Source organism: Domibacillus mangrovi (assembly GCF_001906925.1).
In the GTDB taxonomy this organism is placed as follows: Bacteria; Bacillota; Bacilli; order Bacillales; family Domibacillaceae; genus Domibacillus; species Domibacillus mangrovi.
The window spans coordinates 182859-208686 of record NZ_MRWQ01000008.1; the positions used below are offsets into that span (position 1 = coordinate 182859).

Annotated in this window: 22 protein-coding genes and 1 riboswitch; of the genes, 6 read left to right on the forward strand and 16 right to left on the reverse strand. The window is 43.7% G+C overall.

Features of this window, described 5'->3' with window-relative positions; all coding sequences use genetic code 11:
• Positions 1–23: 23 nt before the first annotated feature.
• Together BLL40_RS10885 and uraA are read left to right on the forward strand one after the other, a co-directional pair.
• Positions 24–1247 carry a S1C family serine protease gene (locus BLL40_RS10885; RefSeq protein ID WP_073711924.1) on the forward strand — a complete coding sequence of 408 codons (1224 nt, stop codon included), beginning with the start codon at positions 24–26 and terminating at the stop codon, positions 1245–1247.
• 106 nt (positions 1248–1353) lie between these two features.
• The gene (gene uraA / locus BLL40_RS10890; protein WP_083566493.1) at positions 1354–2619 is read left to right on the forward strand and encodes a uracil permease; all 1266 of its coding nucleotides are present in this window, start codon (positions 1354–1356) and stop codon (positions 2617–2619) included.
• Positions 2620–2659: 40 nt separating this feature from the next.
• Here uraA and BLL40_RS10895 read toward each other — a convergent pair whose 3' ends face one another.
• Positions 2660–3538: a CvfB family protein gene (locus BLL40_RS10895; protein ID WP_073711926.1), complete on the reverse strand. Its 879-nt coding sequence runs from the start codon at positions 3536–3538 to the stop codon at positions 2660–2662.
• 127 nt (positions 3539–3665) lie between these two features.
• Here BLL40_RS10895 and BLL40_RS18045 point away from each other — a divergent pair, with 127 nt between their 5' ends.
• Positions 3666–3794, forward strand: coding sequence for a hypothetical protein (locus tag BLL40_RS18045; RefSeq protein ID WP_281247255.1), 129 nt, complete (start codon positions 3666–3668; stop codon positions 3792–3794).
• A gap of 113 nt (positions 3795–3907) precedes the next feature.
• On the opposite strand, the gene BLL40_RS10900 is transcribed toward BLL40_RS18045, so the two are convergent.
• The 3 genes from BLL40_RS10900 to BLL40_RS10910 form a co-directional block, all read right to left on the reverse strand.
• Positions 3908–4948 carry a ribonucleotide-diphosphate reductase subunit beta gene (locus tag BLL40_RS10900; protein ID WP_073711927.1) on the reverse strand — a complete coding sequence of 347 codons (1041 nt, stop codon included), beginning with the start codon at positions 4946–4948 and terminating at the stop codon, positions 3908–3910.
• A gap of 13 nt (positions 4949–4961) precedes the next feature.
• A complete protein-coding gene (locus tag BLL40_RS10905) occupies positions 4962–7154 on the reverse strand; it encodes a ribonucleoside-diphosphate reductase subunit alpha (protein WP_425429415.1) in 2193 nt (730 codons plus the stop codon).
• A gap of 168 nt (positions 7155–7322) precedes the next feature.
• A riboswitch (cobalamin riboswitch) is annotated at positions 7323–7493 on the reverse strand.
• A gap of 97 nt (positions 7494–7590) precedes the next feature.
• Positions 7591–8874 carry an S-layer homology domain-containing protein gene (locus BLL40_RS10910; RefSeq protein WP_073711929.1) on the reverse strand — a complete coding sequence of 428 codons (1284 nt, stop codon included), beginning with the start codon at positions 8872–8874 and terminating at the stop codon, positions 7591–7593.
• A 173-nt stretch (positions 8875–9047) separates the two neighbouring features.
• Here BLL40_RS10910 and BLL40_RS17415 point away from each other — a divergent pair, with 173 nt between their 5' ends.
• Positions 9048–9206 carry a hypothetical protein gene (locus BLL40_RS17415; protein WP_159434221.1) on the forward strand — a complete coding sequence of 53 codons (159 nt, stop codon included), beginning with the start codon at positions 9048–9050 and terminating at the stop codon, positions 9204–9206.
• A gap of 525 nt (positions 9207–9731) precedes the next feature.
• Here the strand turns inward: BLL40_RS17415 and BLL40_RS10915 are convergent.
• The gene (locus BLL40_RS10915; RefSeq protein WP_073711930.1) at positions 9732–11099 is read right to left on the reverse strand and encodes an aspartate kinase; all 1368 of its coding nucleotides are present in this window, start codon (positions 11097–11099) and stop codon (positions 9732–9734) included.
• A gap of 549 nt (positions 11100–11648) precedes the next feature.
• Positions 11649–12488 (reverse strand): collagen-like domain-containing protein, encoded by an 840-nt coding sequence (locus BLL40_RS18050; RefSeq protein WP_073711931.1) that lies wholly within the window; start codon positions 12486–12488, stop codon positions 11649–11651.
• A gap of 388 nt (positions 12489–12876) precedes the next feature.
• Between BLL40_RS18050 and BLL40_RS10925 the strand changes: the two genes are divergently transcribed.
• Complete coding sequence (locus BLL40_RS10925; protein WP_245797937.1) at positions 12877–13443, forward strand: restriction endonuclease; 567 nt, start codon at positions 12877–12879, stop codon at positions 13441–13443.
• 100 nt (positions 13444–13543) lie between these two features.
• Here the strand turns inward: BLL40_RS10925 and BLL40_RS10930 are convergent, their stop codons facing one another.
• The 4 genes from BLL40_RS10930 to BLL40_RS10945 form a co-directional block, all read right to left on the reverse strand.
• Positions 13544–14938 (reverse strand): O-antigen ligase family protein, encoded by a 1395-nt coding sequence (locus BLL40_RS10930; RefSeq protein ID WP_073711932.1) that lies wholly within the window; start codon positions 14936–14938, stop codon positions 13544–13546.
• 359 nt (positions 14939–15297) lie between these two features.
• Positions 15298–17289 carry an ABC transporter permease gene (locus BLL40_RS10935; RefSeq protein ID WP_073711933.1) on the reverse strand — a complete coding sequence of 664 codons (1992 nt, stop codon included), beginning with the start codon at positions 17287–17289 and terminating at the stop codon, positions 15298–15300.
• Positions 17264–18163 (reverse strand): ABC transporter ATP-binding protein, encoded by a 900-nt coding sequence (locus BLL40_RS10940; protein WP_073711934.1) that lies wholly within the window; start codon positions 18161–18163, stop codon positions 17264–17266. Before BLL40_RS10940 ends, BLL40_RS10935 begins: the two co-directional genes overlap by 26 nt.
• The gene (locus tag BLL40_RS10945) at positions 18156–18542 is read right to left on the reverse strand and encodes a GntR family transcriptional regulator (protein WP_073711935.1); all 387 of its coding nucleotides are present in this window, start codon (positions 18540–18542) and stop codon (positions 18156–18158) included. The genes BLL40_RS10940 and BLL40_RS10945 overlap by 8 nt, the downstream gene beginning before the upstream one ends.
• Positions 18543–19220: 678 nt before the next feature.
• Here BLL40_RS10945 and BLL40_RS10950 point away from each other — a divergent pair.
• Positions 19221–20600 (forward strand): S-layer homology domain-containing protein, encoded by a 1380-nt coding sequence (locus BLL40_RS10950; RefSeq protein ID WP_073711936.1) that lies wholly within the window; start codon positions 19221–19223, stop codon positions 20598–20600.
• Positions 20601–20658: 58 nt separating this feature from the next.
• Here BLL40_RS10950 and BLL40_RS10955 read toward each other — a convergent pair whose 3' ends face one another.
• The 6 genes from BLL40_RS10955 to BLL40_RS10975 form a co-directional block, all read right to left on the reverse strand.
• Positions 20659–21294, reverse strand: coding sequence for a class A sortase (locus BLL40_RS10955; RefSeq protein ID WP_073711937.1), 636 nt, complete (start codon positions 21292–21294; stop codon positions 20659–20661).
• Between the two features lie 9 nt (positions 21295–21303).
• Positions 21304–22773 carry a SpaA isopeptide-forming pilin-related protein gene (locus BLL40_RS10960; protein ID WP_073711938.1) on the reverse strand — a complete coding sequence of 490 codons (1470 nt, stop codon included), beginning with the start codon at positions 22771–22773 and terminating at the stop codon, positions 21304–21306.
• A 257-nt stretch (positions 22774–23030) separates the two neighbouring features.
• Positions 23031–23879 carry a prohibitin family protein gene (locus BLL40_RS10965; protein ID WP_073711939.1) on the reverse strand — a complete coding sequence of 283 codons (849 nt, stop codon included), beginning with the start codon at positions 23877–23879 and terminating at the stop codon, positions 23031–23033.
• Complete coding sequence (locus BLL40_RS17575; RefSeq protein ID WP_173799922.1) at positions 23854–24015, reverse strand: hypothetical protein; 162 nt, start codon at positions 24013–24015, stop codon at positions 23854–23856. The genes BLL40_RS10965 and BLL40_RS17575 overlap by 26 nt, the downstream gene beginning before the upstream one ends.
• Before the next feature lie 255 nt (positions 24016–24270).
• Entirely contained in the window at positions 24271–24888 is a 618-nt protein-coding gene (locus BLL40_RS10970; RefSeq protein WP_073711940.1) for an ABC transporter ATP-binding protein, read from the reverse strand.
• Positions 24878–25801, reverse strand: coding sequence for an ABC transporter ATP-binding protein (locus BLL40_RS10975; protein WP_073711941.1), 924 nt, complete (start codon positions 25799–25801; stop codon positions 24878–24880). The genes BLL40_RS10970 and BLL40_RS10975 overlap by 11 nt, the downstream gene beginning before the upstream one ends.
• Positions 25802–25828: the final 27 nt, after the last annotated feature.

Consider the following 25828-nt stretch of genomic DNA (forward strand, 5'->3'; position numbering starts at 1 on the left):
AAAAAAGGAGGAAATTTTCATTTGTGAAATTGATCGGTTTCATGTGCATTGCTTTTATTTTAGCATTTGGCGGGATCATTTATTACTTACTCGAAATGAGGGACACACAAACTACGATGCAAACGTCCAGTGGTGAGGAAAATTCAGCACCTGTTTCTGTACGAAAAACTGTAGCACCGCCTTCTGAAATCTCATCTAAAGATCAGCAATCACTAACTGACATCGTCGCCGTCACACAGAAAAAGGTCTATACCATCTTCAGCGATTACGGTCAAGGTTCTGGTTTTTTGATTAATGATCAAGGCGATGTGGCGACAAATGCACACGTTGTTGAAGGCAGTGTATATGTAACAGTGAAAGACATCGATGGGAAGGAACATGATGGAACCGTGATCGGCTACTCCACTGAAACTGATATTGCACTTATTCATGTTGTGGATTTTGTAGGCCGGGCTCCACTTAATCTAGAAACAAGTACGAAAGCGGAAGTCGGGGAAGAAGTGATCGCATTTGGCAGCCCGCTCGCTCTTGAAAATACAGCAACATTTGGCTACATTACTGGTGTCGATCGTAGTTTTGTTCTGGACCCTCATTCATACGATAATATTTATCAAACATCCGCTGCCATTGCACCTGGTAGCAGTGGCGGGCCGCTCGTTTCCAAAAAGACAGGCCGCGTTTTAGCTATTAATTCAGTTAAATTGACTTCTCAAGATGCAATAGGATTTAGCATTCCATTTAAAGATGTGAGCCATCTGCTGATGGAGTGGAGCCGTTCTCCTCTTTCAGAAACAGAAGTGAATAAACTATTTTATACGACAGACGGATTGTTATTTTTTGAAGAATATTGGGATGACAATGTGTATTTTGACGGTGGTGAGTACAGCGATGATGCTGAGTATGACTTTTATGACATTCCAGAAGGCTGGGAATATGAAGAAAAAATGTACGAAGATGAAACTGTGGAAGAATTTCCTTATAACGAAGAACTTTATGAAGAAAAAGAGCTCCCTTTCATAGAACAAGATGATGAAGGTATAGAAGAAGTGCCCTTTGAAAGTTCGCCTATTGACGAGGTTCCTTTAGAAGAAACACCTGTTGAAGATGAGATGATCCCATTTATTAAAGATATAAATGATGATGGGGTGATTGATGTACATGATGTTACAGAAGATGTCAATTTAGACGGTATTATTGATGAGATTGACCTTCATGAGCTGCTATTGATGCAGAAAGCAGGAGGATGAATCAAAACAGAACTCCATTTGGGTTCTGTTTTTTCGTGTGGCAAGATGATTTTTTTTAAAGTATAATGGCTACGGTTTATATGTTATTTAAGTAGGAGGTATTTTTTTGCGTACGTATCAAATTGATGAACGGCCGTCGATCCCGATATTGATCCCGCTCAGTCTTCAGCATTTATTCGCCATGTTCGGGTCAACGGTTCTCGTTCCGGTTTTGTTAGGTGTGAACCCCGCAACCATTTTATTAATGAACGGAGTAGGTACACTCCTTTATATCTTCCTTTGTAAAGGACAAATTCCAGCATATCTCGGTTCCAGCTTTGCTTTTTTGTCACCGGTCTTTTTAGTCATGTCGAATGGAAGCTACAATCAGGCCCTCGGGGGTTTTATCGTTGTCGGGGTCATCTTTATGATTGTTTCCGGTATTATTAAAGTGGCCGGCATCGGCTGGATTGATGTTGTCTTTCCACCCGCTGCAATGGGCGCAATCGTAGCTGTTATTGGGCTTGAGCTCATTCCTGTTGCAGCAGGAATGGCCGGCATCATCTCACCAGATGGTGCAACAGACTGGTCACCAGACCGTCATACGATGATTGTCTCGATGCTGACGCTCGCTATTACGATTATCGGCAACGTTATGTTCCGTGGTTTTTTGAAAATCATCCCGATCTTAATTGGGATTATGTCTGGGTATGTGATTGCGGCCTTCTTTGGCATGGTGGACTTACAGCCAGTACGCGATGCCAAATGGTTCGCTTTACCGGACTTTTACCGGCCTGAATTTGACTGGACGAGCATCGTCATCATTGTTCCCGCTGCTCTTGTCGTCATTGCTGAACATATTGGGCACCTCGTCGTCACACAAAACATTGTCGATCGTGATTTAATGAAAAAACCAGGTCTCGGTGTTTCTTTGTTCGGGAATGGTATTTCAACCGTGTTATCCGGTTTTGTCGGGTCAACGCCGAATACGACATACGGCGAAAATATCGGTGTTCTAGCTTTGACGAAAGTGTATTCAACGTGGGTCATCGGCGGCGCAGCCGTGATGGCAGTTTTCTTATCATTTTTCGGCAAACTAGCCGCACTTATTTCAACGATTCCAACGGCCGTGATGGGTGGCATTTCATTACTTCTGTTCGGCATTATCGCCGTTTCTGGTTTACGGATGCTCGTTGAATCAAAAGTCGATTATTCAAAAACAACAAATATGATTTTAACAACCGTTGTGCTTGTAATCGGTTTATCTGGTGCTACATTTACTTGGGGGTACTTGCAGCTAAAAGGGATGGCACTTGCTACAGTGATTGCTATTTTATTGAGCCTTTTTTTTGCTCTCATTCACAAATTAAAACTATCAAACGATCACGAATAAGGCAAAAAGGTATCCGGATTATCCTGATACCTTTTTTTGTTTACGATTCACTTGTCGGTTTCGTTCCCTCGTATGTCCAGCCATCTTCCTGATAGGCTTTGCCTTCTTTCATTAGCTTGCCAAGCGCACGTTTAAATGCCCCTTTGCTCAAACCGAAACGCTTCTCAATTTCTTCAGGCAGACTTTTATCGGAGTACGGCATTTTCCCGCTGCGGCTCATTAAGTATTCATATACTTTCTCTGAATCTTCCAGTTGGCGTTCATGACGGCGGCCGAGCAATGATACGTTTATCGAACCGTCATCATGCACATCGATAATACGGCCTTCTACCGTCTGTCCAACACGTGGCTCGTCTTCGCGCTCTGTCGGGTGCAGAAAGGCCCGGTGTTGTTCATCTGTTATAATCCACGAACCCGCTTTTCCGGTCCGGTACACGATACCGGTAAAACTTCTGTTTAAATCTGTTTTGTTTGCCCTTTTGGCGATATCCCAAATCGTTTCTTCTGTTGCCGGTTTCGCAAACAGCCGTCCATTTTTATCAAGTTTCAGTGTGCAATATAGTTTATCGCCTTCGATCGGCCGCACTTCATATTTATAAGGTAAATCATCCTCAGACACGAGCGCATCTTTTGAAATGCCGATTGAAACAAATACGCCGAGGTGATTCACTTCCTCTCCAACGACTTCCGTCCACGCATATTCGCCAAGCGTCATCAGCGGTTTATCCATCGTTGCCGCCAGGCGCCCACTATGATCTTGATAAAGAAACACGTCAACCGGCTCGTCCGGATTAAATCCCTCTCTCACTTCACTACGATGCAAAAGAACCGCATTTTCCTCTTCGTCCATTAAAAACCAACCGTACTCCTGTTCATTTTTCACTGTTAATGTAACTATTGTCCCCGCTTCAAGCGTCATACACGCACACCCTTTCTAAAAATTCTCATGGTTCTTCATTATATCAGCTTTCCCGCGGTGATGTTTAACAATTCATCGTGTCGGGTACACTTGAAATAACACTATAAACTGAAAGGTGAGTAACAGAATGGCACGTTCAAGTGGATCATTGAAAAACCTCGTGAAAATGGGAATTAAATATGGACCGATTATGTATCCGTTCATTAAAAAATATTGGAACAAACGAAAAGCAGCGAAAGTATTTCAGCCAAAATAAAAAATGTGGGCAGTCAGACTTCCTGCATTTTTATTTTGTTGAAAAAGTAATCATTTCGCACTTATTTCCCTATCAAAAACCGGCTTCCTTAAAAGGCTAGCCGGTCTGTTTCATTAAAGTTCGTCGAATCCGTTGTCTTGGACGTTTACCTTTACGTACTGGCGCGACCGCTGTTCAAAGAAATCCGTCTTGCCGAGATCAACGTCTTCGTACGCTTTGATCCATTTCAATGGATTTTTACGGTAATCCGGGAATGGTTTATCGTAGCCAAGCTGACTACAGCGAACGTTCGTGTAAAAATAAATGTACGCCTCCACATCTTCCACATCGAGACCATCAATCTTGTCCCCGATCACTTCGCGTGCCCATTCCACTTCAAGCGCCGCTGCTTCTCGAAAAATCGCCTCCACGTCAGCTGCACGTTCCTCCGTATCAAGCTCTGGATATTCCGTCAGCAATTCACGATAAATTTTCACAAATAAATCAACATGAAGCTGCTCGTCACGGTTAATATAATTGATCATCGTACTCGTTGCCACCATTTTTTGGTGACGCGCCAAATGATAAAAGAACGCAAATCCCGAATAAAAGAATAACCCTTCCAAAATCACATCATATACAATCGACTCAAGCATATTTTCCACAGTCGGCTGTTCCACGAACGATTCGTATCCTTTCATGACAAAATCGTTGCGCTTTTCAAGCACAGGCTCACTTCTCCAATAGTCAAACACACGATCTTGCTCCGATTTTGGCACCAAGCTCGACAAAACGTATGAATAGCTATGATTATGAATCACCTCTTGCTGCGCCAAAATAATCATCAACGCCTGCAAGCTGGAATCCGTTAAATAATCGGCTACTTTCCCCGCATAATCCGTCTGAATACTATCAAGCAGTGCCAGCAGTCCAATCGTTTTCAAAAACGCTTCCCGCTCAGAATCCGTTAATCCTGGAAACTGCTTCACATCCGTCCCCATGTTAATCTCAAACGGTGTCCAGAAATTCCCAAGCATCCGCTTGTATTTTGGATACGCCCAGTCAAATTTTACATCGTCCCAGTTCAACACGTTTGACGACCGACCGTTCACAATCGCCGTCGAACGGTTCGGTGCGTCTTTATCCATTAATTTACGCTTTTCCATCATTGTCATAACAATATCCTCCTTAACTCGAGCACGACTCGCATTCAAGCAGCTCAACCGATGTGGAACGAACGTAATACGTCGTCTTCAACCCGTTTTTCCATGCTGCTAAATGCAAATCAAGCAATTCTTTCGCCTTAATTGTATTTTGAACGTACAAATTGAGTGACACACCTTGATCGATATGACGCTGGCGCGCCGCATTTTGACGGAGCGTCCACTGCTGGTCGATAAAGTACGCAGACTTGTAGTACCATGTCGTCTCAGAATTCAAATCTGGAACCGTCACCGGAATTTTGTAATCTTTCTTTTCTTCCGAATAACTCTTCTGGAATATTGGATCAATGCTCGCCGTGCTTCCTGCAATAATCGATGTCGACGAATTTGGTGCAACTGCCATTAAATAGCCGTTTCGCATCCCATTTTCCCGCACATTCGCGCGAAGTTCATTCCATTTTGAACCTTCGTAGCCACGCGCATCAAAATAAGCCCCTGTTTCCCAATCGGAGCCGGCAAACAACGGATACGCGCCTTTTTCTTTCGCCAGTTCCATCGATGCCTCAATCGTCAAATGCGCAATATTTTCATAAAGTGAATCAGCATATTCGACCGCTTCATCCGCTTCCCAGCGAATGCCTTTCAGCGCCAAAAGATGATGCCATCCGAAAGTGCCAAGCCCGATACCGCGGTAACGGCTGTTCGTCCGCTCCGCCTGCGGAACTGGAATCATATTTAAGTCAATTACGTTATCAAGCATCCGAACTTGTATTTTGATCAAACGATCCAAAACATCTGCAGGTACTGCTCTGCCAAGGTTAATCGACGACAAATTACACACCACGAAGTCACCAGGCTTTTTGCGTGTCACAACGACATCATCTTCAAGCTGAATCGATTCAAATACTGTCGCACTCGTATTCTGGGCGATTTCAGTACACAAATTACTTGAGTAAATCATACCTTCATGTTTGTTTGCGTTGCGGCGATTGACTTCATCGCGGTAAAACATAAAGGGGACGCCTGTTTCAAGCTGTGAACGCATAATACGTTTCATAATATCAATCGCCTGAACGGTTTCACGCGATAACCGCTCCTCATTTACACATTGCTCATATTTCGTACGGAACGATCCTTGACCGCGTTTTTCATCATAGTAATCTTCCAGTGAAAAACCCATCACCGTACGTACTTCATGTGGGTCAAATAAATGCCACTCGCCGCGCGCATCGACTTGTTCCATAAATACATCCGGCAGGCTGATCCCTGTAAAAATATCATGGGCACGGAGACGTTCATCACCATTGTTTAATTTTAAATCTAAAAATGGAAAAATATCTTTATGCCAAACGTCCAAATAAACCGCAACCGCGCCTTGGCGCTGGCCGAGCTGATCGACGCTGACCGCTGTATTATTCAACTGTTTAATCCAAGGCATGACACCGCTTGATGCGCCTTTAAATCCACGGATAGAAGAACCGCGGCTCCGCACTTTGCCCATGTACACACCGATGCCGCCGCCATATTTCGATAAGGTTGCTACATCTGTATTGCTGTCGTAAATCCCTTGCAAACTATCATCGACTGTATCGATAAAGCAGCTCGACAACTGTCCGTACGGTTTACCGGCGTTAGATAAGGTGGGTGTGGCAACTGTCATATATAAGTTACTCATTGCCCAGTATGATTCCGCAATTTTTTCTAAACGATTTTCCCTTTCATTTTGCATCAGTGTCATCGCAATAATAAGCCAGCGCTCCTGCGGAAGTTCAGCCGGTGTTTTATCAAAATCACGTGCGACATAGCGGTCCATCAGCATTTTTAATCCGATATATGTAAATAGTTGATCGCGCTTTGGCTGCAATAATCGACCAATTTTTTCAAGTTCATTCGTTGTGTAAGCGATCGTTAAACGGGGATCGTATAAGCCTTTCTCCGTTAGAATTTGAACATGCGATGCGAACTCTTTGTAAACTCCTTCGGCTGAAGTCTTACGCTTGTCCGCTTGCTCTCGATACGATTGTTCCAGATGGATACGTGCAGCAACGAATGTCCAATACGGCTCTTCTTCATCCAAAAAGCTGAGTGATTCAAGTACCATCGCTTTGGTCCACTCAGAAGCACTATATCCCGGATGCTTGGCTGTCCATCGTTCGCTAACACGGAGAAGCGGTCCGATTTTTTCCTGGCCAAATTCGTCTGTTAAATGGGTCAGCATCTGTTCAATTTCTGGAATGATTGTGATTGTCATATTATTCCTCCTGTTTTATACAAAATAAAAAGAGCGATAGATGCAGCCACTTCGGCTGAGCTATCGCTCTGAATGGGTAAAATGAGGAAACAAACGGAATCCGCCGCTTCCACCTCTCAACCCCCGAAGAAAGTGTCGCTTTCTGAAAAACAGGCAGGTCTCCTGGCTCGTGCGTCGTCCTCCTACCGCCTTCCCGTTTTCACAGTGGCTTGGCATTCGTCTGCACTTACAGTTGCGGGGACAGCTCCGGTATTTAACCGGATTCCCTTTTACACCATTACTGGTACCTGCTTTTCATCGCATACTATATATTGTGTTTTCATACTTTTCAAATGCTAACATATTGTGTTCATAATGTACAGAACAAAAATCCGCAAAGAGCACTCTTTGCGGATTTTTGTTCTTATGATGCGGCTGATTTTGATTGATATTGAAGCCAAATGTTATAAACAGACATCGCAAATTCAGCACGGGTGATGCTGTTTTCCGGGTAAAACATAAAGTTTGTTCCACCGGTCATGACACCATTTGAGAAAACAGCGTCGATTTCTTCTTTTGCCCAGTGGGTGCCCGGTACATCATTGAATTTGGATGGCACTCCTGCTTTAAAGTGAAATGACTGCACGAGAACACGGGCCATTTGTGCGCGAGTGAGTGGTTGATCTGGATTGAATCTCGGCGCTTTTGCAAACACACCTTTTTCCGTCAATTGTGCAATCGCAGTGTACGATTTCATTCCTTGAGAAACGTCAGAGAAACCGGGATTTTTCGCCGCTCCGTTCACGTTTAATGCTCTTGCTAAAATAATCGCTGTTTCTGCGCGGGTAATATTGCTTTGCGGGGCAAATGTGCCATCTGCTTTCCCGTTAATAATGCCTGCTTCTGCTAGTTTCATAATGGCAATGCGCGCCTGTGAACCTAGCTTATTAATGTCGCTAAACGGATCTGCCGGTTTTTCTAGATCTGGTGTTGTCGTGAAACCACTCCATACGTTGAAAAATTGGTCCGCAAACACTTTGTAGCCAGCTTCATTCGGATGAACATCGGCTTTATTTGGCAGATACTCTGACTCTGGTTTAAAATAAGAATCGACTTCAACAAAAACAGCACCTGTGGACTCAGTCGTTGTTTTTAATCCCCCATTAAATATGGAAAAGGCTAGCTGATAGTTTGACTTTTGCTCTCCTTCTTCCATATGCGGATAAGGAAAATAATATCCAAAAACATATACTTTCGCATTCGGATTCAATGATTGAATCGTCCGAATACTACTAGCAAGGTTTGTTTTTATCTGATCTAACGTCGCTGAGGCAGTTCCTAGATTTAAGTTTCCAGATTTGACAAGGTTTAAAAGATCGTTAGCACCTATGGAAATTGTAACAAGTTCAGCCTGCTGAACAGCAGCTTTCACATCTGTCCGCTTTAACTTCTCAACTAATGTTCCGCTCACATCACCGGACGTTGCATATTCTTTTGTGAATGAGCCAAGTGCACCTTGTTCAGAAAGCTTGGCTTCAATCATATCTGCATAGCCCCTGCCGATTTCCTTGTATGGCGTTTGTCCTGCTGCAATCGAATCACCAAGTGCAACATAATCCCCTTTTACTGTCGCTGCGCCTGCAGAAGGAGTCAAAAATGCTGCAAAAAAAAGAATTGACGCTAAAAATACCGAAAAGATCTTTTTCAAATGGATACCTCCTGTTTCATTTCATACCTTCTTTATATTACCATATATAACCTCAATTTGTTTCAATTTTACAGAAAAAAAGAAATATATGTTATAATGAGCGTAATGTTTGAACTGGCTTAAAAAGGGTACGATAATGTAAATGAACATTTTTAGAACGGAGATGACAAAAGATGAATTTGAAGAAATTAATCAAGTACGGTGCTATTATCGCTCCAATCGTTTACCCAAAATTAAAAGATCGTATGGGAACACGCAGCTTGCGTAAAACATACAGCGATTCGCACAGAACACGCATGTCTGGAAAAAGTATTCTTGAAAAATTAAAATGATTCCGGCAAGTCTCTGATGATCATCAGGGACTTTTTATTTTAAAGCTGTATCCGTTTCCCCGCAAAAAATGAGGCCTCCATGCATCTGCATCGGAGGCCTTTCACATTTTATCGCAAACTAACGAGCAGGAAGCTCTCCATTCTAAGATGAGGTTAATATACCAGGACAATAAACAGTGGACAAACTGCTCATAAAGGCCCGATTGATTTATCTAACCATCAGTAGAGGGGAACGAATCCCCCATTGATGGAAGATTCACTTTATCCCGCATTAACGGGCAGGAAGACCCCTTCTTCAAGACTTCGAAAAGAAAAGAAGGATAAGCTGCCCGTAAAAGCCCGATTGGTTCGGGCCAGGCAGAGCCTGGTCACTCAGGTATTGCCGCAGGACGCGGCGCCCTTTACCTGAGTTCCTGTTTATTCAGTGGGGCTAAGAGGAAGGCAGACTAAGAACATCACGTCCTGTGACAACGTCTGCATGATTCACATCGTGTGAACCTAAACCCCACTGAATGAAGTATCACTTTATTGAAGAACAGCGCTTTTGCTGAAGAACTCTTCGTATAGTTCACGCAATACGTTGTCTGTATCTTTTTCTTGAATACCGAACACAAGGCTGACTTCCGACGAGCCTTGATTGATCATTTCAATATTCGCACCGACGCGGGAAATGGCCGCTGTTGCACGTGCGGAAAGGCCGAGCGTATTATGCATCCCTTCACCGACGAGAACAATCATCGCAAACCCGTGTTCAATGTGTGCGTTGTCTACTTGCAATTCTTTACGGCAGCGATCTAAAATGCGTTCTTCTTTTTCTGGTGTCAATTGATGGCTGCGCACGATAATAGACAAATCATCAATGCCTGATGGCGTGTGCTCGTAAGACACTTCTTCATCTTCCAAAATTTGCAGCAGTTTACGGCCAAAACCGAGCTCACGGTTCATCAAGTATTTACTGACATAGAGTGTTGAAAATCCTTTATCTGCTGCAATGCCAATAACCGGGCTTTGCGAATACTCACGTTCTGCTACAATCATTGTGCCCGGTGCAGATGGGTTGTTCGTATTTTTAATACAAACCGGAACAGAATGCTGAAATGCTGGCATTAATGCTTCGTCGTGAAAAACAGAGAAGCCTGCATACGACAATTCACGCATTTCACGGTATGTCATCCGTTTAATTTCAGCCGGGTTGTCGACGACATTAGGATTTGCTGCGAAAACAGAATCCACGTCTGTAAAGTTTTCATACAACTCTGCTTTCACAGCAGATGCTAAAATCGATCCGGTAATATCCGATCCCCCGCGGGCAAATGTCATCATGACACCTTCTTTTGTATAGCCAAAAAAGCCAGGGAAAACAACAATTTTGCCATTTCCACGAAGCTTCGCTAAATTTTCATATGCTTCTGGAAGCGCACGTGCACGGCCCGGCTCATCGCTCACAATGAGTCCTGCTTCTTTCGGATTCACATATTCAGCTTCCAGTCCGATGCTTGTAAAATAGGCTGCGATCAATTTCGCATTGTTGTCTTCACCGCTCGCTTTCAACTGATCCATAAATAGCGGCGGATTGTCACGGTTTTCTTGCAGACGTCCGCGTAAATCCTTTTCAATAATGTTTACAATAGTATCGTCAAGACCGAGACCTTGCGCAATATCCGCATACCGATCGACAACGGCCTTCAGTTCGTTTTCTGCATCTTGATCACGCAATGAGGCGTGAGCAAGGGCAATTAATAAATCTGTTACTTTTATATCATCACCGAAGCGCTTACCCGGTGCCGATACGACAACCGCTTTCCGTTCCGGTTCCTCTTTAACGATGGCAGCCACTTTTTTAATTTGTTCAGCGCTTGCAACCGATGTTCCACCAAATTTACATACGATCATTTTATTTGCCACTCCTTGCTTGTTTGCATTCTTAGCTGAATGTAGGCGGAAATGCCGCTTCATTTGAAGAATTATACCACCGTTCACATAAAAAAAGAAGAAATAATCAGAATTAATTTTTATGAAAAATAGCTGGAAATAAAGGAGAGTGCCCCTTTACTTCCAACTATTTATATTTTTAAAGGTGTAAACGAACTTTTCATAAGCATAACAAAAAAACGAATGAGAGACTTATTCTAAGTATCCACTATTCAGTTGGAAGTTCATTGGGTTGAATCAGCGTTCTTTTCTTTCATAAGTATAGTGTTTTTAATAATCAACATTTGAAAGTCAAACAGTCTTGATCCTTATACATGGAACCATTAATATCACCAAAGCAATTTTAGGCCTAAATACCTAACTGGTAACAATTTCACCGCCTATTTGGGTACATTCTAATCAAATAGGATGGGCTGATGACACAGCCCTAAACTTGAGAGTCATCCTTAACAGAAATGGACGACGGACGGTTGGCTACTCAAGAATCCTACTGCTCTAGGTGTGGGAGTGTCAAGTAGTGAATAATGTTCTCCACATCGTCCCCGTGAAGATTTGTAATTTATCAGTCGTTGTGTTGTAAAAAACCATGCCCGTTTCAGGAGAAGCAGGAGGCACAGGGCTTAATGGAAAACGAATAAAAGCTCCGTCTACAGTTAAATCTTGACTGATTGTTAACTCCCCGTTTAAAGTGCCCGATATGTCCGAACGCAGAAATTGAGTAGAATCAAGCCCACCTAATGTACTCGCCGCCCCGCCAGGTCCCCGATCACCTTTAGGTCCTTGAGGCCCTTCTGGCCCTACAGGTCCCTGCGGTCCTTCCGGTCCCACAAGTCCTTGCGGTCCCTGTGGTCCTTCTGGTCCTTGCGGTCCTCCTGCAGGCCCCTTAACCCCTTGCGGACCTTCTGGCCCCATAGGCCCCTGCGGACCTTCTGGCCCCACGGGTCCTTCTGGTCCTTCTGCTCCATCTGCGCCCTTAGCTCCCTGCGGTCCTATTGGCCCCGCAGGTCCCTGTGGCCCCGCTGCTCCATCTGCTCCTGCAGGTCCTTGTGGTCCTTCCGCTCCGTCTGCCCCCTTAGGTCCTTGCGGCCCTGCTGCTCCCATAGGTCCTTGCGGCCCTTCCGGTCCTACTTCTCCGTCTGCTCCTGCAGGCCCCTGCGGTCCTCTTGGCCCCGCAGGCCCCTGTGGCCCCGCTACTCCATCTGCTCCCGCAGGTCCTTGTGGTCCTACTGCTCCTGCAGGTCCTTGTAGACCCGCGTTTCCTCTCGGTCCACTCAGCTCCTTAGGTCCAATAGAAAGTGTCGACACTTGTGGTCCAGCCCCATCCTGTGGTTCTTTTCTATTGTCAGCCATTGTTATCACCTTTCTTTTATACGTTTTTCAATGCAATTCATTTTATGCTTAAGGCATTACCCTTGTGTTTTTAACCCATTTATATCCACATTCATAAACTTGGAATAACTCACTTCAAAAAAGTCGAAAGTCGTTTTAAAAGGGAACTGCGCCCATCTAAAAAATTAAAAATGATTCCACTAACTCAAAAAAAGATTTAGGCGGAGTAGAATAAAAAATAAAAGCCTCAACTGGAAAATATCGAGGAAATTACACTGGATACTGCACTTCATCAATCGTCAAAATAGACGGTTGTTCAATTTCGCCGGATAAAGATACATAAAATAGCAAAGAATAAGATGAATGAATGATCGGATGCTACTTGGAGCAGGTCAAGGAGATGACTAAGATGAAAGATAAAAACGAAGCAGACACACTTTTTGATAAAACTTTACTAGGCATAATGGGCTTTCTAATTGCTAGTCACTTTGTTCTTCCATTAATTATTCAGCCTCAAGCAGACATTTTTATCGTTATAGCGATCATGATTATTTCTGTTGCTGTCTACGTTTATCTTCCGCCGAATAGAAAAAGGATACAGAAAAGAAGACTCCTGCAATCCGATATTAAAGAAATTGATACTATGCAGAGAATAGAATTCAGACGGTATTTAGAGGAACTTTTCGAAAACATGGGGTATAAAGTGGAACTCCCCTCCGCTCCGGATCATTATGAAGCCGATTTATTATTAAAAAAGAATGGGAAATTTATCGCTGTGCTTGCCAAACATTACAGTAAAACAGTCGGAGTTGATTCTGTTCAACAAGTTTTTTCTGTTAAAGCATATTACAAAGCCCATGAAGCCTGGATTGTAACGAATAATACATTTACAAAAAACGCCTATGATCTTGCCAAAAAAAACAGTGTGAAGTTGGTCGATCGAGGACAACTAATCAATTTAATCAACGAACGATAAAATTTTGCTTAATATGCTCATACTTCATCCATGTCTCATTGAATAACTTGATGGCCTTTACACAAGAAAACCGCTCTGCATAAGTACAGAGCGGTTTCCACTATTCTTTTACAATTCCTTCGCGTACCATAAGCAATGCCATAACAGCAGCGACATAAATGGATACAGCCGGTGCTGTTAACACATGTCCAGCTGTAGCGCCAATGCCAAGTGCTAAAATAAACGACACCCCATACATCACATTCGTCATTGTAAATGTTTCTTTTATATTTTGGATGAAATACAAGATGAACTTCACAACATAGTAAAGCGGCACAGACATCATATAAAGAAAACCGATAATACCGAGTGAGAAAAAGAGATCATAGAAATCCATTTCAATCAGTTTCGGACCGACACCGGGACCCGGCTCTACGTAATTCCCCGCAAAGCCCATGCCAAACAGCTTTTGTCCGATCGGCGCATCCATGAAATCATCCTTCATATCCGCTAAATATTTTTCACGGCTGCTAAAAACGAGATTTTGAATTTGATCATTTGTAATTTCCGGCTTATCTTCATCGTCTACCGACGGGATTTCTTCTCCCGTTACCGGATCGTATTCTTTTTCCTTTTCCTTGCCAAAGTCCAATTCAATATTCAACAAGCTCAAATGCGCAAACATATTATGGAAAACAGGCGTGATTGGTGTCGTCACAACGAGAACTGCCATTAAAATAAGCGAGATCAACATATTGGAGCGGATTTTTTCTGTCCGTTCTTTCGTCATGTAGAAGATAAACATCGTGATAAATGTGGCAACTAAGACGATCATAATTCCGCCATATCCTACTTTCGTTCCAAGGAACTGCATAGAAACTGCCAGTAGAACAAACGGAACCCAATAGCGCCATTCTTTCAATTTATCCGTCTGTTCAATCGCATACAGTGCTGTGAGCGGCAAAATAATCGCCATAATCCCGCCAATTTCGTTGCCCGCGAAAAACCAGCCTGTGAAACCAATTTTTGTGTGGGAATAATTCGACATGCTTGTTCCTGTTATGAATGAGATGATGAAAACGGCACTGATAATGAGTGAGGCGTAAAGAAAATACGTGGTTGTTTTTTCTTTAAATGGCTCGTGTTCTCTCTTTAAATAAAGATACAGCATGTTAAAACCAACAAATACAATAGGAAAATAAACAACTTTATTAAAATACTTCAATTCGCTGGCAATGTAATAGGGGTCTTTTACATTGAAATTCATCGCCATGTTTACAAGGATCAGAACAGCCAGTCCGATTAAATAAAGAAGATATTTTCTCGCCAGACGATTGCTGCGGGCTAACCAGAAAAGCGCCAGTACAATCGCAGCCATAAATAGCACGCGGGCAATGACACCAACGGTCAAATTTACATTTAGTAGAAGCAATGATGCGCTTGTCAGTACATCGATAACCGGCTGCCAGATGAGAAATGCCAGAGCAAACAGCCAAAATGTCTTCTCATTCTTCATGTTAAAAAGTCCTCTTTCCTTCCAAATTCATAGATTTTTATCTTATCATAATTAGTCTTTCATTGTTCTTTTTTAGCAAAAAATGCATCTTTTCTATTATAGCGGAAAAGCGATTAGAATCCAGAGGAATATGAACTGTCACAGAAAAAACAAAAGACTCATATGTTGATGCACAAGGACCATCTTCTCTATATTTATATGAAAAGCAATGAATAGAGATTGATTCTTTTGTGATAACGAGATGGCTGCTGTTTTTTGAAGAAAAGCGAGTGCATGATGTGTATGTTCAAGTCGATCCAAAAGATTTGCACACACTACATAAAAATACCCGGATGCTTCACACATCCGGGGCAAATGTCTTATTCTTTTAACCCAACGACCGAAACAGTATAACCGATATGGCCGTTTTCTTGCCATTTCAAGACGAGCAGACGGCTGCTGTCTTCTGTCAATCCTGCAGGATCAAGCAACTGTTTAATCGTAACTGTATCCTTTACCTGCTCATACGGAAGCGGCATCTCATTCCATTTCGGTTCCTTTTCATTGCCGGACCAGATAAAATCGAACAACTCTTTTTTCTGTTCTTCCGTTTCTGCTGTCACAATGAACGCTTTTTCCACGTTATCTGCAGAAGCGAACGATTCTCCCCCAGGAATATGCTTACGAATGGCTTCAATCGTATGTTCATCATCCAGATCAACATTCACCATAATTTGCATTTGATGTTTCTTCCCGATCCAGTATTCTATCGAGCCAGCACTCGATCCGCCATTCATACTAAATTGATCCGCGACGCCGGACAGCGCATCTTTTTCCATTGCTGACCGAATCGCTTCAATATCTTCTTTCCCTGCCACATTAGCCAGTTGTCTGCCTGTCGTATGGTCATACCCGCTCAAATACGTCATTTTCTCCGGTGCCGCGATCGCAAAAAGAGGATTGGACGCTTTAATAAATTCAACATTTTTCCGAAGATTCTCTGTAATGCGCCCTAGTTCATCCATTGGCACTTTGTACTGACGCTGCACACGATTTCCGTCTTTCAACCCGTACGTAACCGAAACTAGATATCCATCATAGTCAGATACACCGATTCCAGCATCAATCAACTGCGCATGAATATCCCGCACTTCATTGATCGAATCAGCCCCTTTCATAAAACCAGCATCCACTTTTTTTAATTTTTCTACTCCTGTGTAAAATACGTGTTCAAACGGTTCTCCGCTATCACCGATATACACTTTTTCTATTTCGTCCGCTTCCGGAACCGCTTTTTCATATGCTTTCCCTGCAAACGTGCCCGGAATAAGCAGCATGAGAACGGCAAGTACATAAAATAAAAACCCTTTCCACGGCCAAACGAGACGAAGCGATTTTTGAACGATCATTTGCAGCAATGTGTAGCCAGCAAGCGCACCAATCACATAGCCAATAATCGTCCATACAAGTGATCCACTCAAAAACTGATCGAAGTACAATCCGCCGATCAACATCGCCGCATACGTTAAGACGAAAATGAACGCCCACCGGAAAAATGGGAACACAATCGCTTCATCCACCGCTTCGGCCGGCCGTACTTTGTACACATAAAAGGAAACAGCGACAATCACAGCGGCAAGTACGAGATATACGGCCCATTCCATTCCGCTGAACGGTCGATCTGCAAAGGCACCGGCACGGAATAAAAAGATGCCATCGTTCATGATTTTCGACGTGTACGAATCAACCGCCAGACCGTTCACGAAATAACGCGCATTGTATAGCGTTGCGATAATTAATCCTGCTGGCAGCACCAGAATGCCATACACCATAATACCTTGCAATAAAGCCGGACCGATAAACAATCCGATCATGACCGTCACAATAAACATAAACAGGGTAATAAAAAGTGAGACACCGAGCCATTCAAGCAAATGTTCCATTGAATACGTAAGCGGCTTAATAAATGGCCGCATCATAAGCAATAGAACGGCATTGATCAAAATCGGCAGTGCCAGTGAGACGATGCCCGCTGCATAAATGTGAAAGAGTTGTGTACCTCGTTTAAACGGCAAACTATGCATAAAGTCAGACGAGCCTTTCTTCGTCATATAACTCGTCAATACAATTCCCGTTATGACTGGAAACGCAAGATACGTTAAGTACTGAAACACGTACGTAAAGGCAAACAGCACATTGCGATAATCTGTCTGCAGAAAATACTCATACTCCCGTTCGTTATACAGCACCATCATCAACCCGAGCGGGAGCAGAATAATTTGCGATAACAAAAAGAAAATACTAATCCATAATATGGAGCGTGAATGCTGCATAAACAGCCCTTTATTAAACGATAAGATTCCGGATTTCATAGCCGACACTCCCCATTTCATACGTAAAGATCTCTTCCAGCGTAAGCGGCAGCACATCATAAATGGCCGGCTCATACGAACGAACGTAACGGTCAATCTCATCTTCCGTCCCGCGTACGATACACGTCAGCACACGGCCACGTTTCTCATAATGCACGACATCCATCCCTGCTAAAAACGATTCGTCCGGTATTTTTTTAAACGCCACCTGCAGCTTGCTAATATCCGTTTTCAGCTCTTCTAGATCACGCTCATATAAAAGACCGCCTTTATGCATCACACCGACCGCATCGCAAAAGTCTTCCATCTCCCGCAAGTTATGCGATGAAACAAGCACAGTCATGGAACGGCTGCTCACATCTTGAATCAACAAGTTTTTCACCTGTTGGCGCACGACTGGATCAAGGCCGTCAAACGGCTCATCTAAAATAAGTACATCCGGCTTCGCTGACAATGTCAAAATAAACGCCGCCTGCCGCTGCATCCCTTTTGACATTCGCGAAAGCGATGCATTCGGATTAAGTGCAAAATGCTCATACAGCTGATGAAACCGCTCGCCATTCCACTGGTCATACACCGCTTCATAAAAGGACGCCATCTGCATAAGCGATGTCTGATGGAAAAAGTATGGTTGATCAGGAATAAACAGGACCCGTTTTTTCACGTCCGGCACTTCAAAAATAGATTCGCCTTCAATCGTTGGTACACCATGATCCGCCCGAATGATGCCTGATATTATTTTTAGCAGCGTCGTCTTCCCGGCACCGTTTGACCCGAGTAACCCATAAATGGAACCTTTTTTCACATGAACATGTACATCCTTCACCGCATCAAAACGACCAAATCGCTTCGATATATTATCCGCCTTAATCATCGTCGCTGCCCCTCTCCGGCTCTGTCATTTTGTCAATGATTCGAATAACTTCCTCTTTCGGTACACCCAAAAACAAAATTTCCCCAACAATGCGCTCCAGCTCTTTTTTCAACATCTCCAATCTCTCCCTATTAATCTCGTTTTTGACCGGCGACACAAAGCTTCCCTTGCCTGGAATGGAATAAATATAGCCTTCACGCTCTAATTCCCGGTACGCCTTTTGAATCGTATTCGGATTAATTGTCAAATCCTGTGCCAGCGACCGTACGGAAGGCAGCTTTTCATCTTCTTTCATCACCTCACGAATAATCAGCTCTTTCAGCTTCTCAGTCAGCTGCTCGTAAATTGGCACCCGGCTTCTCGTATCTATTGTAAACATCGTCCCGCATCCTTTCTGCGTAAACCGTACTAACTGTATTAATATATATAATACAGTGTTTTTGAAAAAATGCAACATATTCCATAAAAGAGTTTACAAGGGAACATAAATACCCCAATATAAAGTGAAACTTCATTCAGTAGGGGTTAGGTTCACAGGATGTGAATCATGCAGACGTTGTCACAGGACGTGACGATCTTAGTCTGCGTTCCCCGCGAATAAACAGAAACTCAGGTAAAGAGCGCCTCGTCCTACGGCAATACCTGAGTGACCGGCTTCAGCCGGCCCGAACCAATCGGGCTTTTACGGGCAGTTGATCCCCCGCTTATCCTCCTTTTCTTTTTGACGGCTTGAAGCGGGGGTCTTACTGCCCGTTAATGCGGGATAAAACAGAACTCCCAGTGTTCACGCTGGGGGTTCTTCCTATTTATAGATTCATCATAGTCGCTGTTATTCACTCATACTGCCATGCCACACCGAAGACATTCTCACATTCGTCGCACAGACCTGAACATATCAGCGGCGCAAATTATGTCATTGAGGAAAACGCTCCAAATATGAAACATTTATTATTCTTTTCATCTATCCTTTCTCTCCGCAACACAATTATCATTGACCCATGTACTTTTACCTATAAATTCTTTATACTATCCCTAATACTCGAAAGGAGATTCATAATTGAAAAAATCACTGTCCGTTCTTCTTAGTTTTATCATCGTATTTAGTCTTTTTGTCCCATTTGCACAAGCCGCTTCTTTTAAAGACGTGCCTCACTCACATCGTTTTTTTGACGATATTGACTTTTTATCAAACGCCGAAATTATTACCGGTTTTCCGGACGGCACATTTAAACCTGACCAGGCGGTAACACGCGCACAAGCCGCTATTTTAATCGGCAAAACGTTCGAATTGGACGGGACGAAACGCAAAACATCGTTTTCTGACGTCAACACATCCAATACGGCATCTGGCTACATCGAGTCGGCTGTAGAAGAAGGTATCATTTCCGGATTCCCGGACGGCACATTTCGCCCAGGACAAACGGTTACACGCGGCCAAATGGCCATTATTTTAGCAAAAGCATTCGGTTTAACTGATACAGCAGACGTTGATTTTGCGGACGTATCTAAAACGTCTGCCGCTTATCCATATATCCAACTGATCGTTGCCGCTGGCATCACATATGGATACGAAGATGGCACATTCAAACCGAACAATGCCGTCACGCGTGGACAATTCGCGGCATTTCTATCACGGGCATTTTTCTCCATGCCCGTCGACTCCTTATCTGTTGAATTTCTAAACGTTGGACATGGTGACGCTACACTCATCACATTCCCGAACGGCGAAGTCATGCTCATTGATGCCGGTCCGGATGATGAATCCATTACAGCAGAACTCGATTTTATGGGCATCGAAGATATTCATACATTCGTCGCCACACAGCCCGACCCTGAACATATCGGCGGCGCGGATTACGTACTTGAAAACTTCAACGTCCACCGTATCATCGACTCTGGCTTGAAAAGTACATCGCAAGAATATACCGACTATACGAACGCTTCAAAAGCAGCAGGCTTAACGCTTACACAAGCAAAAATAAACACTGACATTTCAGCTGATTTATCCGTCCCCGTTCACGTGTTAAATGCAAACAGTGAAGCACAAAATGCCGACGACGGATCCGTCGTTCTTGAGTTAACACATGGCGACGTCCGTTTCTTACTTATGTCTGATGCCAGTGCAGCGGTTGAACACAAACTTGTCGCTGACTACAATGTAAGTGCCGACGTGTTAAAAGTATCACAACATGGGGCCTCAGCATCGACAACACAGGCGTTCGTTGACGAAGTCGCACCGCTTTATGCCGTCGCTTCTCACGGAACAGGCGCAAACTTCGCCGACTCATCCGTCTTAAAACGTCTCACGGACGCCGGTGCAGAGACCGCTTCGACAACAGACGGTACGGTGCTTGTCATGAGCGACTTAGAAAGCTTTTATACAGTACAATACGACACATTCGGCACTTCACAAAAAGCAGCCTACTTGGCACGCTAATTGAGCGCAAAAGAGCAGCATCAAAAGCCTAATCATACGGCTTTTAATGCTGCTCTTTTTATTCATGCTCTTCTGTTTTTTTCAGTTTACCGTGTACGATAAATCGCTTTTCTGATTCATCAGGCGTGTAACATGTAACGAGCGTAATGACCGGGTCAATCGTATTGTCTAAAATATCAACACGGTCTTCATGAACGACTTCAAGTTCTGTCACTTCATATGTATACTCGTATGTTAAATCCGTTACCGTAATGAGTGCCCCTTTTTCCACACGCAAGAGCGGGCTAAAAAGCAGTGTATCTCTCTTCATATGGTGACCCGCAAGCGTATAATTGCCAAGTCCCATCCACTGATCTTCCCGCATGGTCGTTGCCCCGGCAAGCAAGTTCTCATTCGTTGTTCCTTTTAAAATGGGCAAACTGAGATGAACAGACGGAATCTCAATTTGCCCGACAATCGCGGACTTTTCTACTTCAGCATCTTTCGTCACCGTATCTAAAACAGATGGCGGCTCAATTACTTCCATATTAAACTCGGCCGGCCGTTCATTATTTTCCTGAATTTCTTCCGGCGATAACTGCACAGCTTCATACTTTTTCGTACTCGCTTCTAACAGTTCGTACTTTAAAAATGGGGCCGCAATTAATACCGCTGCTGCCATGATACAGATGACAGCAATGATTTTTCTCAACATCACCGTGCTTTACGCACGCTTCCCTTTTTTCATAAACAAATACGCGCCCGCTACTAGCAATATAACACCTAACATGTACATCATCGATGATTCATCACCTGTTCTCGGTAATGTATCTGCTGACTTCGTGCCACTCGTTGTTGCCGCTCCAGTCGTTGATGATTTGGCATTTTTAAACGTTAACTCAACCGTTTCGCCACTTTTAATCGTCACAACCGTCTTTTCTGACGAACGTGTATAGCCTGTCGGTGCTTTCGTTTCTTCTAGCGTATATTTGCCTGCCGCTAAATTTTCAAACTCGGCGCTTCCTTTTTCATCCGTCACCACTTTCGCGACAAGCTTCTCATCACCCGTGTAATAATAAAGGGAGAACTCTGCACCTTTTAACGCATCGCCTGATTTTTCGTCTGTTTTCTTAATCGAAAGAGTACCATATTCGTTGATTAATTGATTTTCTATCGTTTTCTCAACTGGCGTCTGACGGCCGATCACAATATCCCATGTTTCCGTTGGCAATACAAAATCGGCTGCTGTTTTCGTCTGTTTCAACGTGTACGTACCATACGCAAGCCCTGTCAGCAAAGCAGTTCCTTTCTCATCCGTTACAACCGTCTTTGAAAATAGACCATTTTCTGATTTCAGCTCAAATTCCGCCGCTTTAATCGGTGTCGTCGTTCCTTTTTCAACCGCTGTAATCGTTAACCCGCCCGTTAAGCCAGCTGCCTTCGCATGAGCCACTTCTTTCGTCACAACGGCTTCATTTATCTCTACTTTCCATGGATCCGCTGGCACCGCATATCCTGCCTGCGCAGCCGTTTGTGTCACTGTATACGTGCCATATGAAAGACTCGGTACTGTTGCTTCACCCGCACTGTTTGTCGTGAGGGACGCAACGACTTTTCCATCACTATTTACAACGGTAAATGCTGAACCTGCCACTTTTTCTTTCGTTAATGCATCAATGGCCACGATTTGGAGCGCCCCTGTGCCCACTTGGGCCGCATTTTCTACTGTCATGTTCACGACAATCGGCGCTGCCTGTCCCATGTTAAACGCCGCTTCATACGTGCCAGCCACTGTAACGACCGCTTCATTGAAAACAACAGGGATAAAAATCGTCCCCGAAGCACCGGATTCAATAGCTGATACGTTCGCGAATGCAGCCGTGACGACTCGAGTCTCTGCATCTACTTTTACCGTTCCGACATTCGTTCCGTCTTTCGTCGTCAACGCTTTTTGCATATCTTCCTTTACCTTAAATGTATCCGGAAGCGTTATCGCATCTGGCTGGCTGGCTTTATACGACCAGGCTAGATCAATCATTAATTTCTCATTTTTTGCAAACGGCTGATCGTTGCCTCCATCTGCGTGCGTCACCTTCACTCCATCATAAAACGCCGTCTCCCCTGCTGCTTGAGCCGGGTGAATAAGTCCAAATACGATCAATAAAGCGAACAGCGACATAATACATTTTTTCATAGATAAGGCTCCCTGATTTTTTATTTTATTCATCTAAAAAAAGATAGTCTTACTTAATTTTACCATAAAAAGAATGAGAATCCATCATCAATTTTATGAATTGGAAGAAGATCAAAAGTTGCCCGATCCTGCTTATTTAACAAACATCACGAACCTTCTTAAAGACGACTTTGAACAATATGCGAAAAATAACCATTAAAAAAGCCTTCTGCAGGGACACAGAAGGCTTTAAAAATAAAAATTTATTCTATTTATGATTACTGCGCTGAACTTGCACCTGCATCACCAATTGGAATTTCAATTAACTGATTCGAGCCAGTCGCTTTTGGCATTACGCCGTCCCATTTTTCAATCCATTTGTTTTGAATGACTTCAGGCGAAATGGATTCTTTAATGATTTTATTGTAGTCAGCTATCCCTTGCGCTTCAATTTTCTTTTTCTGCGCTTCAGCTTCTGCGATCTTCAACTCAATCTGTTTCCGCTCAAGTTCCTGTGCAGCTTCTACCCGTTTATTAATCGCTGCTTGTGTTGACTCATCAGGCTTCGGTACACCAAGTGTTAAGTTATCGACGATGAAACCGAGTTCTTTAATGTCATCAGAAAACAAGTTTTGTACACCGACAGCCGCTTCAGATGATTTTTCACCGTACGTATCGATGACCGAGTATTTAGCAATTCCTTTACGCCCTGCATCCCAAAGACGTGTGCGCAAATACGATTCTTCAATTTGCTCAACTGGAATCGGGCCAAATTTATTAAACACATCGACCACTTTATCCGGCTGAATGCTGTAGTTGTAGGCAAAATCAACGGTTACACTTTTCCCGTCTGACGTAGCAACTTGAATATCTGTATAATTAACCGTCTGCATCCGTACAGGATATACCGTTATTTTGTCAAACAAACCGACAAGATGCCAGCCTTGGCCAAGCGTTTCATCCTGCACACCGCCATTCGGGCTGTATACAACACCGACATAGCCGTTCGGAATTTTTTCAATAAACAATGTAAGCAATGCGATACCTAAAACAAGAGCGATTGCGACGATCGAACCGCCTAGCACCTTTTTATTCTTTCCTCTATTCATCTTTTTCACTTCCCCCATCTCGTGAGCCCTCCTTTAAATTGTCTTTCACTTTACTGGCCGTTTCCCCCACTTTTTTAAATGAAGGCGACAGCATCAGCCAAATGCCAACGCCAATCAGCAAAAGGACAAGGACCGAACCGATAAATACTTTCATCCCATTCCCTCCCCATTAGAAAACTTTGTACATCTGATCTTCTATTTCGACTTTGAACGAATATGTATGCAGCCCTCGCACAGCGAGCGCTGGAAGCGGGAATAAGAAATAAAAGAAGAATGCCTGCATCATCGTTTTTTCTCATTTCCGCCATCTCTCCTTACTTTTACGTACAATCGTAAAAAAAGTTTCAGTTATTTTCAGAAAATACATGATCTTTTACCTTATTCGAACAATCATTGTATAGAACATTCCTTATGATCTTCTGCCATTCATATGGTGAAAATCAATGATTCGATGACAAAGTCTTTGAACCAGTTTCGCTTCGTGGCTGACAACGAGTATGCCCATCCCTCTCTTTTTAGCCATTTCCAGAACGACATGCCAAATTTGAGCTTGTGTGATCGCGTCAAGCATCGTGGTCATTTCATCTGCAATGAGAAAATGCGTCCCAGACCCCAATGCGCGCGCCACACAAAACCGCTGCAATTCTCCTCCAGACAATTCGTTCGGCCAGCGCGTCAACCATTTCCGTTCAATTCCTAATGATTCAAGCAGCTCCTGATCAAGCGGCCCTCCTTCCCGAAGAGTCTTCAGCATCTTCCACCTTGGGTTAACAGCTTTTTCTGGATGCTGAAAGACGAGCTGCACAGGATGATAGACGTTCTTCAGCAAGGATGAACCATGAATGGCAATGCTCCCTTCCACGGGTTTCTCATAGCCTGCTAACACCTTGCAAAATGAGGTTTTCCCGCACCCACTCGGTCCAGTGAGACCAACAATTTCCCCTGGTTCTATGGTTACATTGATCCCCCGAAACAACCACGGTCCATTCTCATAACGAAACCCAACATCTTTTGCTTCAAGTTGCATGAATACACCTCACCATTCCGTTACGAAGGTTTCGCATCTCGGGCCGTGCTTGTCCACACTCAAGTGTAGCCTTTTCACATCGCGGCGCAAATAAACACCCAGATGGCAAAGCACTTGGATCGGGCTGAGAGCCTCGGATCGGTATAAAATCATTTTGCGGCAGCGCTCTCCATAACGCTTTACTATACGGATGCCGTAACGCTTCACCGTTCCCAAAAAAGTCATCCACTGGTGCGACTTCAACCGTCGTCCCTGCATAAAATACGGCAATTTTATCGGCAATTTTCAGCGCAGATTCAATATCATGTGTGATGAGCATGACCGCACACCCATTGTCTGCCAGCTCCCTAAAGTGATGAAGAGCTTCTACTATGACGGCTGGATCCATTCCTGGAGTCGGTTCATCCGCGATAATCACATTTGCCTCGCTGACCATCGCTGTTGATAAAAGTGTTCTTCTCGCCATTCCTCCTGACAGTTGAAATGGATACATGTTCTCAACATCCGATTTTAAATGATACCGCTGGAAGACCTTACGTTGTGCCCTAATAGCATCGCCCTGTTTAACGGACGTACGGACTTGAGCCCCAACACGCATAAGCGGATCTAAATAGTTGACGGATTGCGGGACGAGAACAATTTCCTTGCCTCTTACGGCCCTTTGCCGAGCAGCTGTCAGTTCATCTCCTGCATATTTGATCGTCCCGCTCATGCCCGCATTGCTCGGAAGAATTCCTAAAATGGCATGAGCTAGTAAACTTTTCCCCGAACCGCTTGCTCCCACGACGGCAAGTATTTCACCTGCCTCCAAAGTGACTGTTAAATCTGTGATAACGTGATGATGTTTCTGCTTTAAACCACCTGTATATTGCTTAAATGAGATCGATAAATCTTCCACTTCAAGAATAGACATATGTGTTAGTTAACTCCTTTTTAAAAA

What these genes read in the sequence shown, in the direction of transcription:
- BLL40_RS10905 (WP_425429415.1), bottom strand. Translation starts at nt 7,154, where the DNA reads ATGCTGACCCATTTAACAGACGAATTTGGCCAGGAAAAAATCGGACCG.
- BLL40_RS10900 (WP_073711927.1), bottom strand. Translation starts at nt 4,948, where the DNA reads ATGACAATGATGGAAAAGCGTAAATTAATGGATAAAGACGCACCGAAC.
- BLL40_RS10960 (WP_073711938.1), bottom strand. Translation starts at nt 22,773, where the DNA reads ATGAAAAAATGTATTATGTCGCTGTTCGCTTTATTGATCGTATTTGGA.
- BLL40_RS17415 (WP_159434221.1), top strand. Translation starts at nt 9,048, where the DNA reads ATGAATTTGAAGAAATTAATCAAGTACGGTGCTATTATCGCTCCAATC.
- BLL40_RS10940 (WP_073711934.1), bottom strand. Translation starts at nt 18,163, where the DNA reads ATGATTAAGGCGGATAATATATCGAAGCGATTTGGTCGTTTTGATGCG.
- BLL40_RS18045 (WP_281247255.1), top strand. Translation starts at nt 3,666, where the DNA reads ATGGCACGTTCAAGTGGATCATTGAAAAACCTCGTGAAAATGGGAATT.
- BLL40_RS10975 (WP_073711941.1), bottom strand. Translation starts at nt 25,801, where the DNA reads ATGTCTATTCTTGAAGTGGAAGATTTATCGATCTCATTTAAGCAATAT.
- BLL40_RS10955 (WP_073711937.1), bottom strand. Translation starts at nt 21,294, where the DNA reads ATGTTGAGAAAAATCATTGCTGTCATCTGTATCATGGCAGCAGCGGTA.
- BLL40_RS10925 (WP_245797937.1), top strand. Translation starts at nt 12,877, where the DNA reads ATGAAAGATAAAAACGAAGCAGACACACTTTTTGATAAAACTTTACTA.
- BLL40_RS10945 (WP_073711935.1), bottom strand. Translation starts at nt 18,542, where the DNA reads ATGTTTACAATAGATACGAGAAGCCGGGTGCCAATTTACGAGCAGCTG.
- BLL40_RS10895 (WP_073711926.1), bottom strand. Translation starts at nt 3,538, where the DNA reads ATGACGCTTGAAGCGGGGACAATAGTTACATTAACAGTGAAAAATGAA.
- BLL40_RS10930 (WP_073711932.1), bottom strand. Translation starts at nt 14,938, where the DNA reads ATGAAGAATGAGAAGACATTTTGGCTGTTTGCTCTGGCATTTCTCATC.
- BLL40_RS10970 (WP_073711940.1), bottom strand. Translation starts at nt 24,888, where the DNA reads ATGCAACTTGAAGCAAAAGATGTTGGGTTTCGTTATGAGAATGGACCG.
- BLL40_RS18050 (WP_073711931.1), bottom strand. Translation starts at nt 12,488, where the DNA reads ATGGCTGACAATAGAAAAGAACCACAGGATGGGGCTGGACCACAAGTG.
- BLL40_RS10965 (WP_073711939.1), bottom strand. Translation starts at nt 23,879, where the DNA reads ATGGGGGAAGTGAAAAAGATGAATAGAGGAAAGAATAAAAAGGTGCTA.
- BLL40_RS10915 (WP_073711930.1), bottom strand. Translation starts at nt 11,099, where the DNA reads ATGATCGTATGTAAATTTGGTGGAACATCGGTTGCAAGCGCTGAACAA.
- BLL40_RS17575 (WP_173799922.1), bottom strand. Translation starts at nt 24,015, where the DNA reads ATGAAAGTATTTATCGGTTCGGTCCTTGTCCTTTTGCTGATTGGCGTT.
- BLL40_RS10935 (WP_073711933.1), bottom strand. Translation starts at nt 17,289, where the DNA reads ATGAAATCCGGAATCTTATCGTTTAATAAAGGGCTGTTTATGCAGCAT.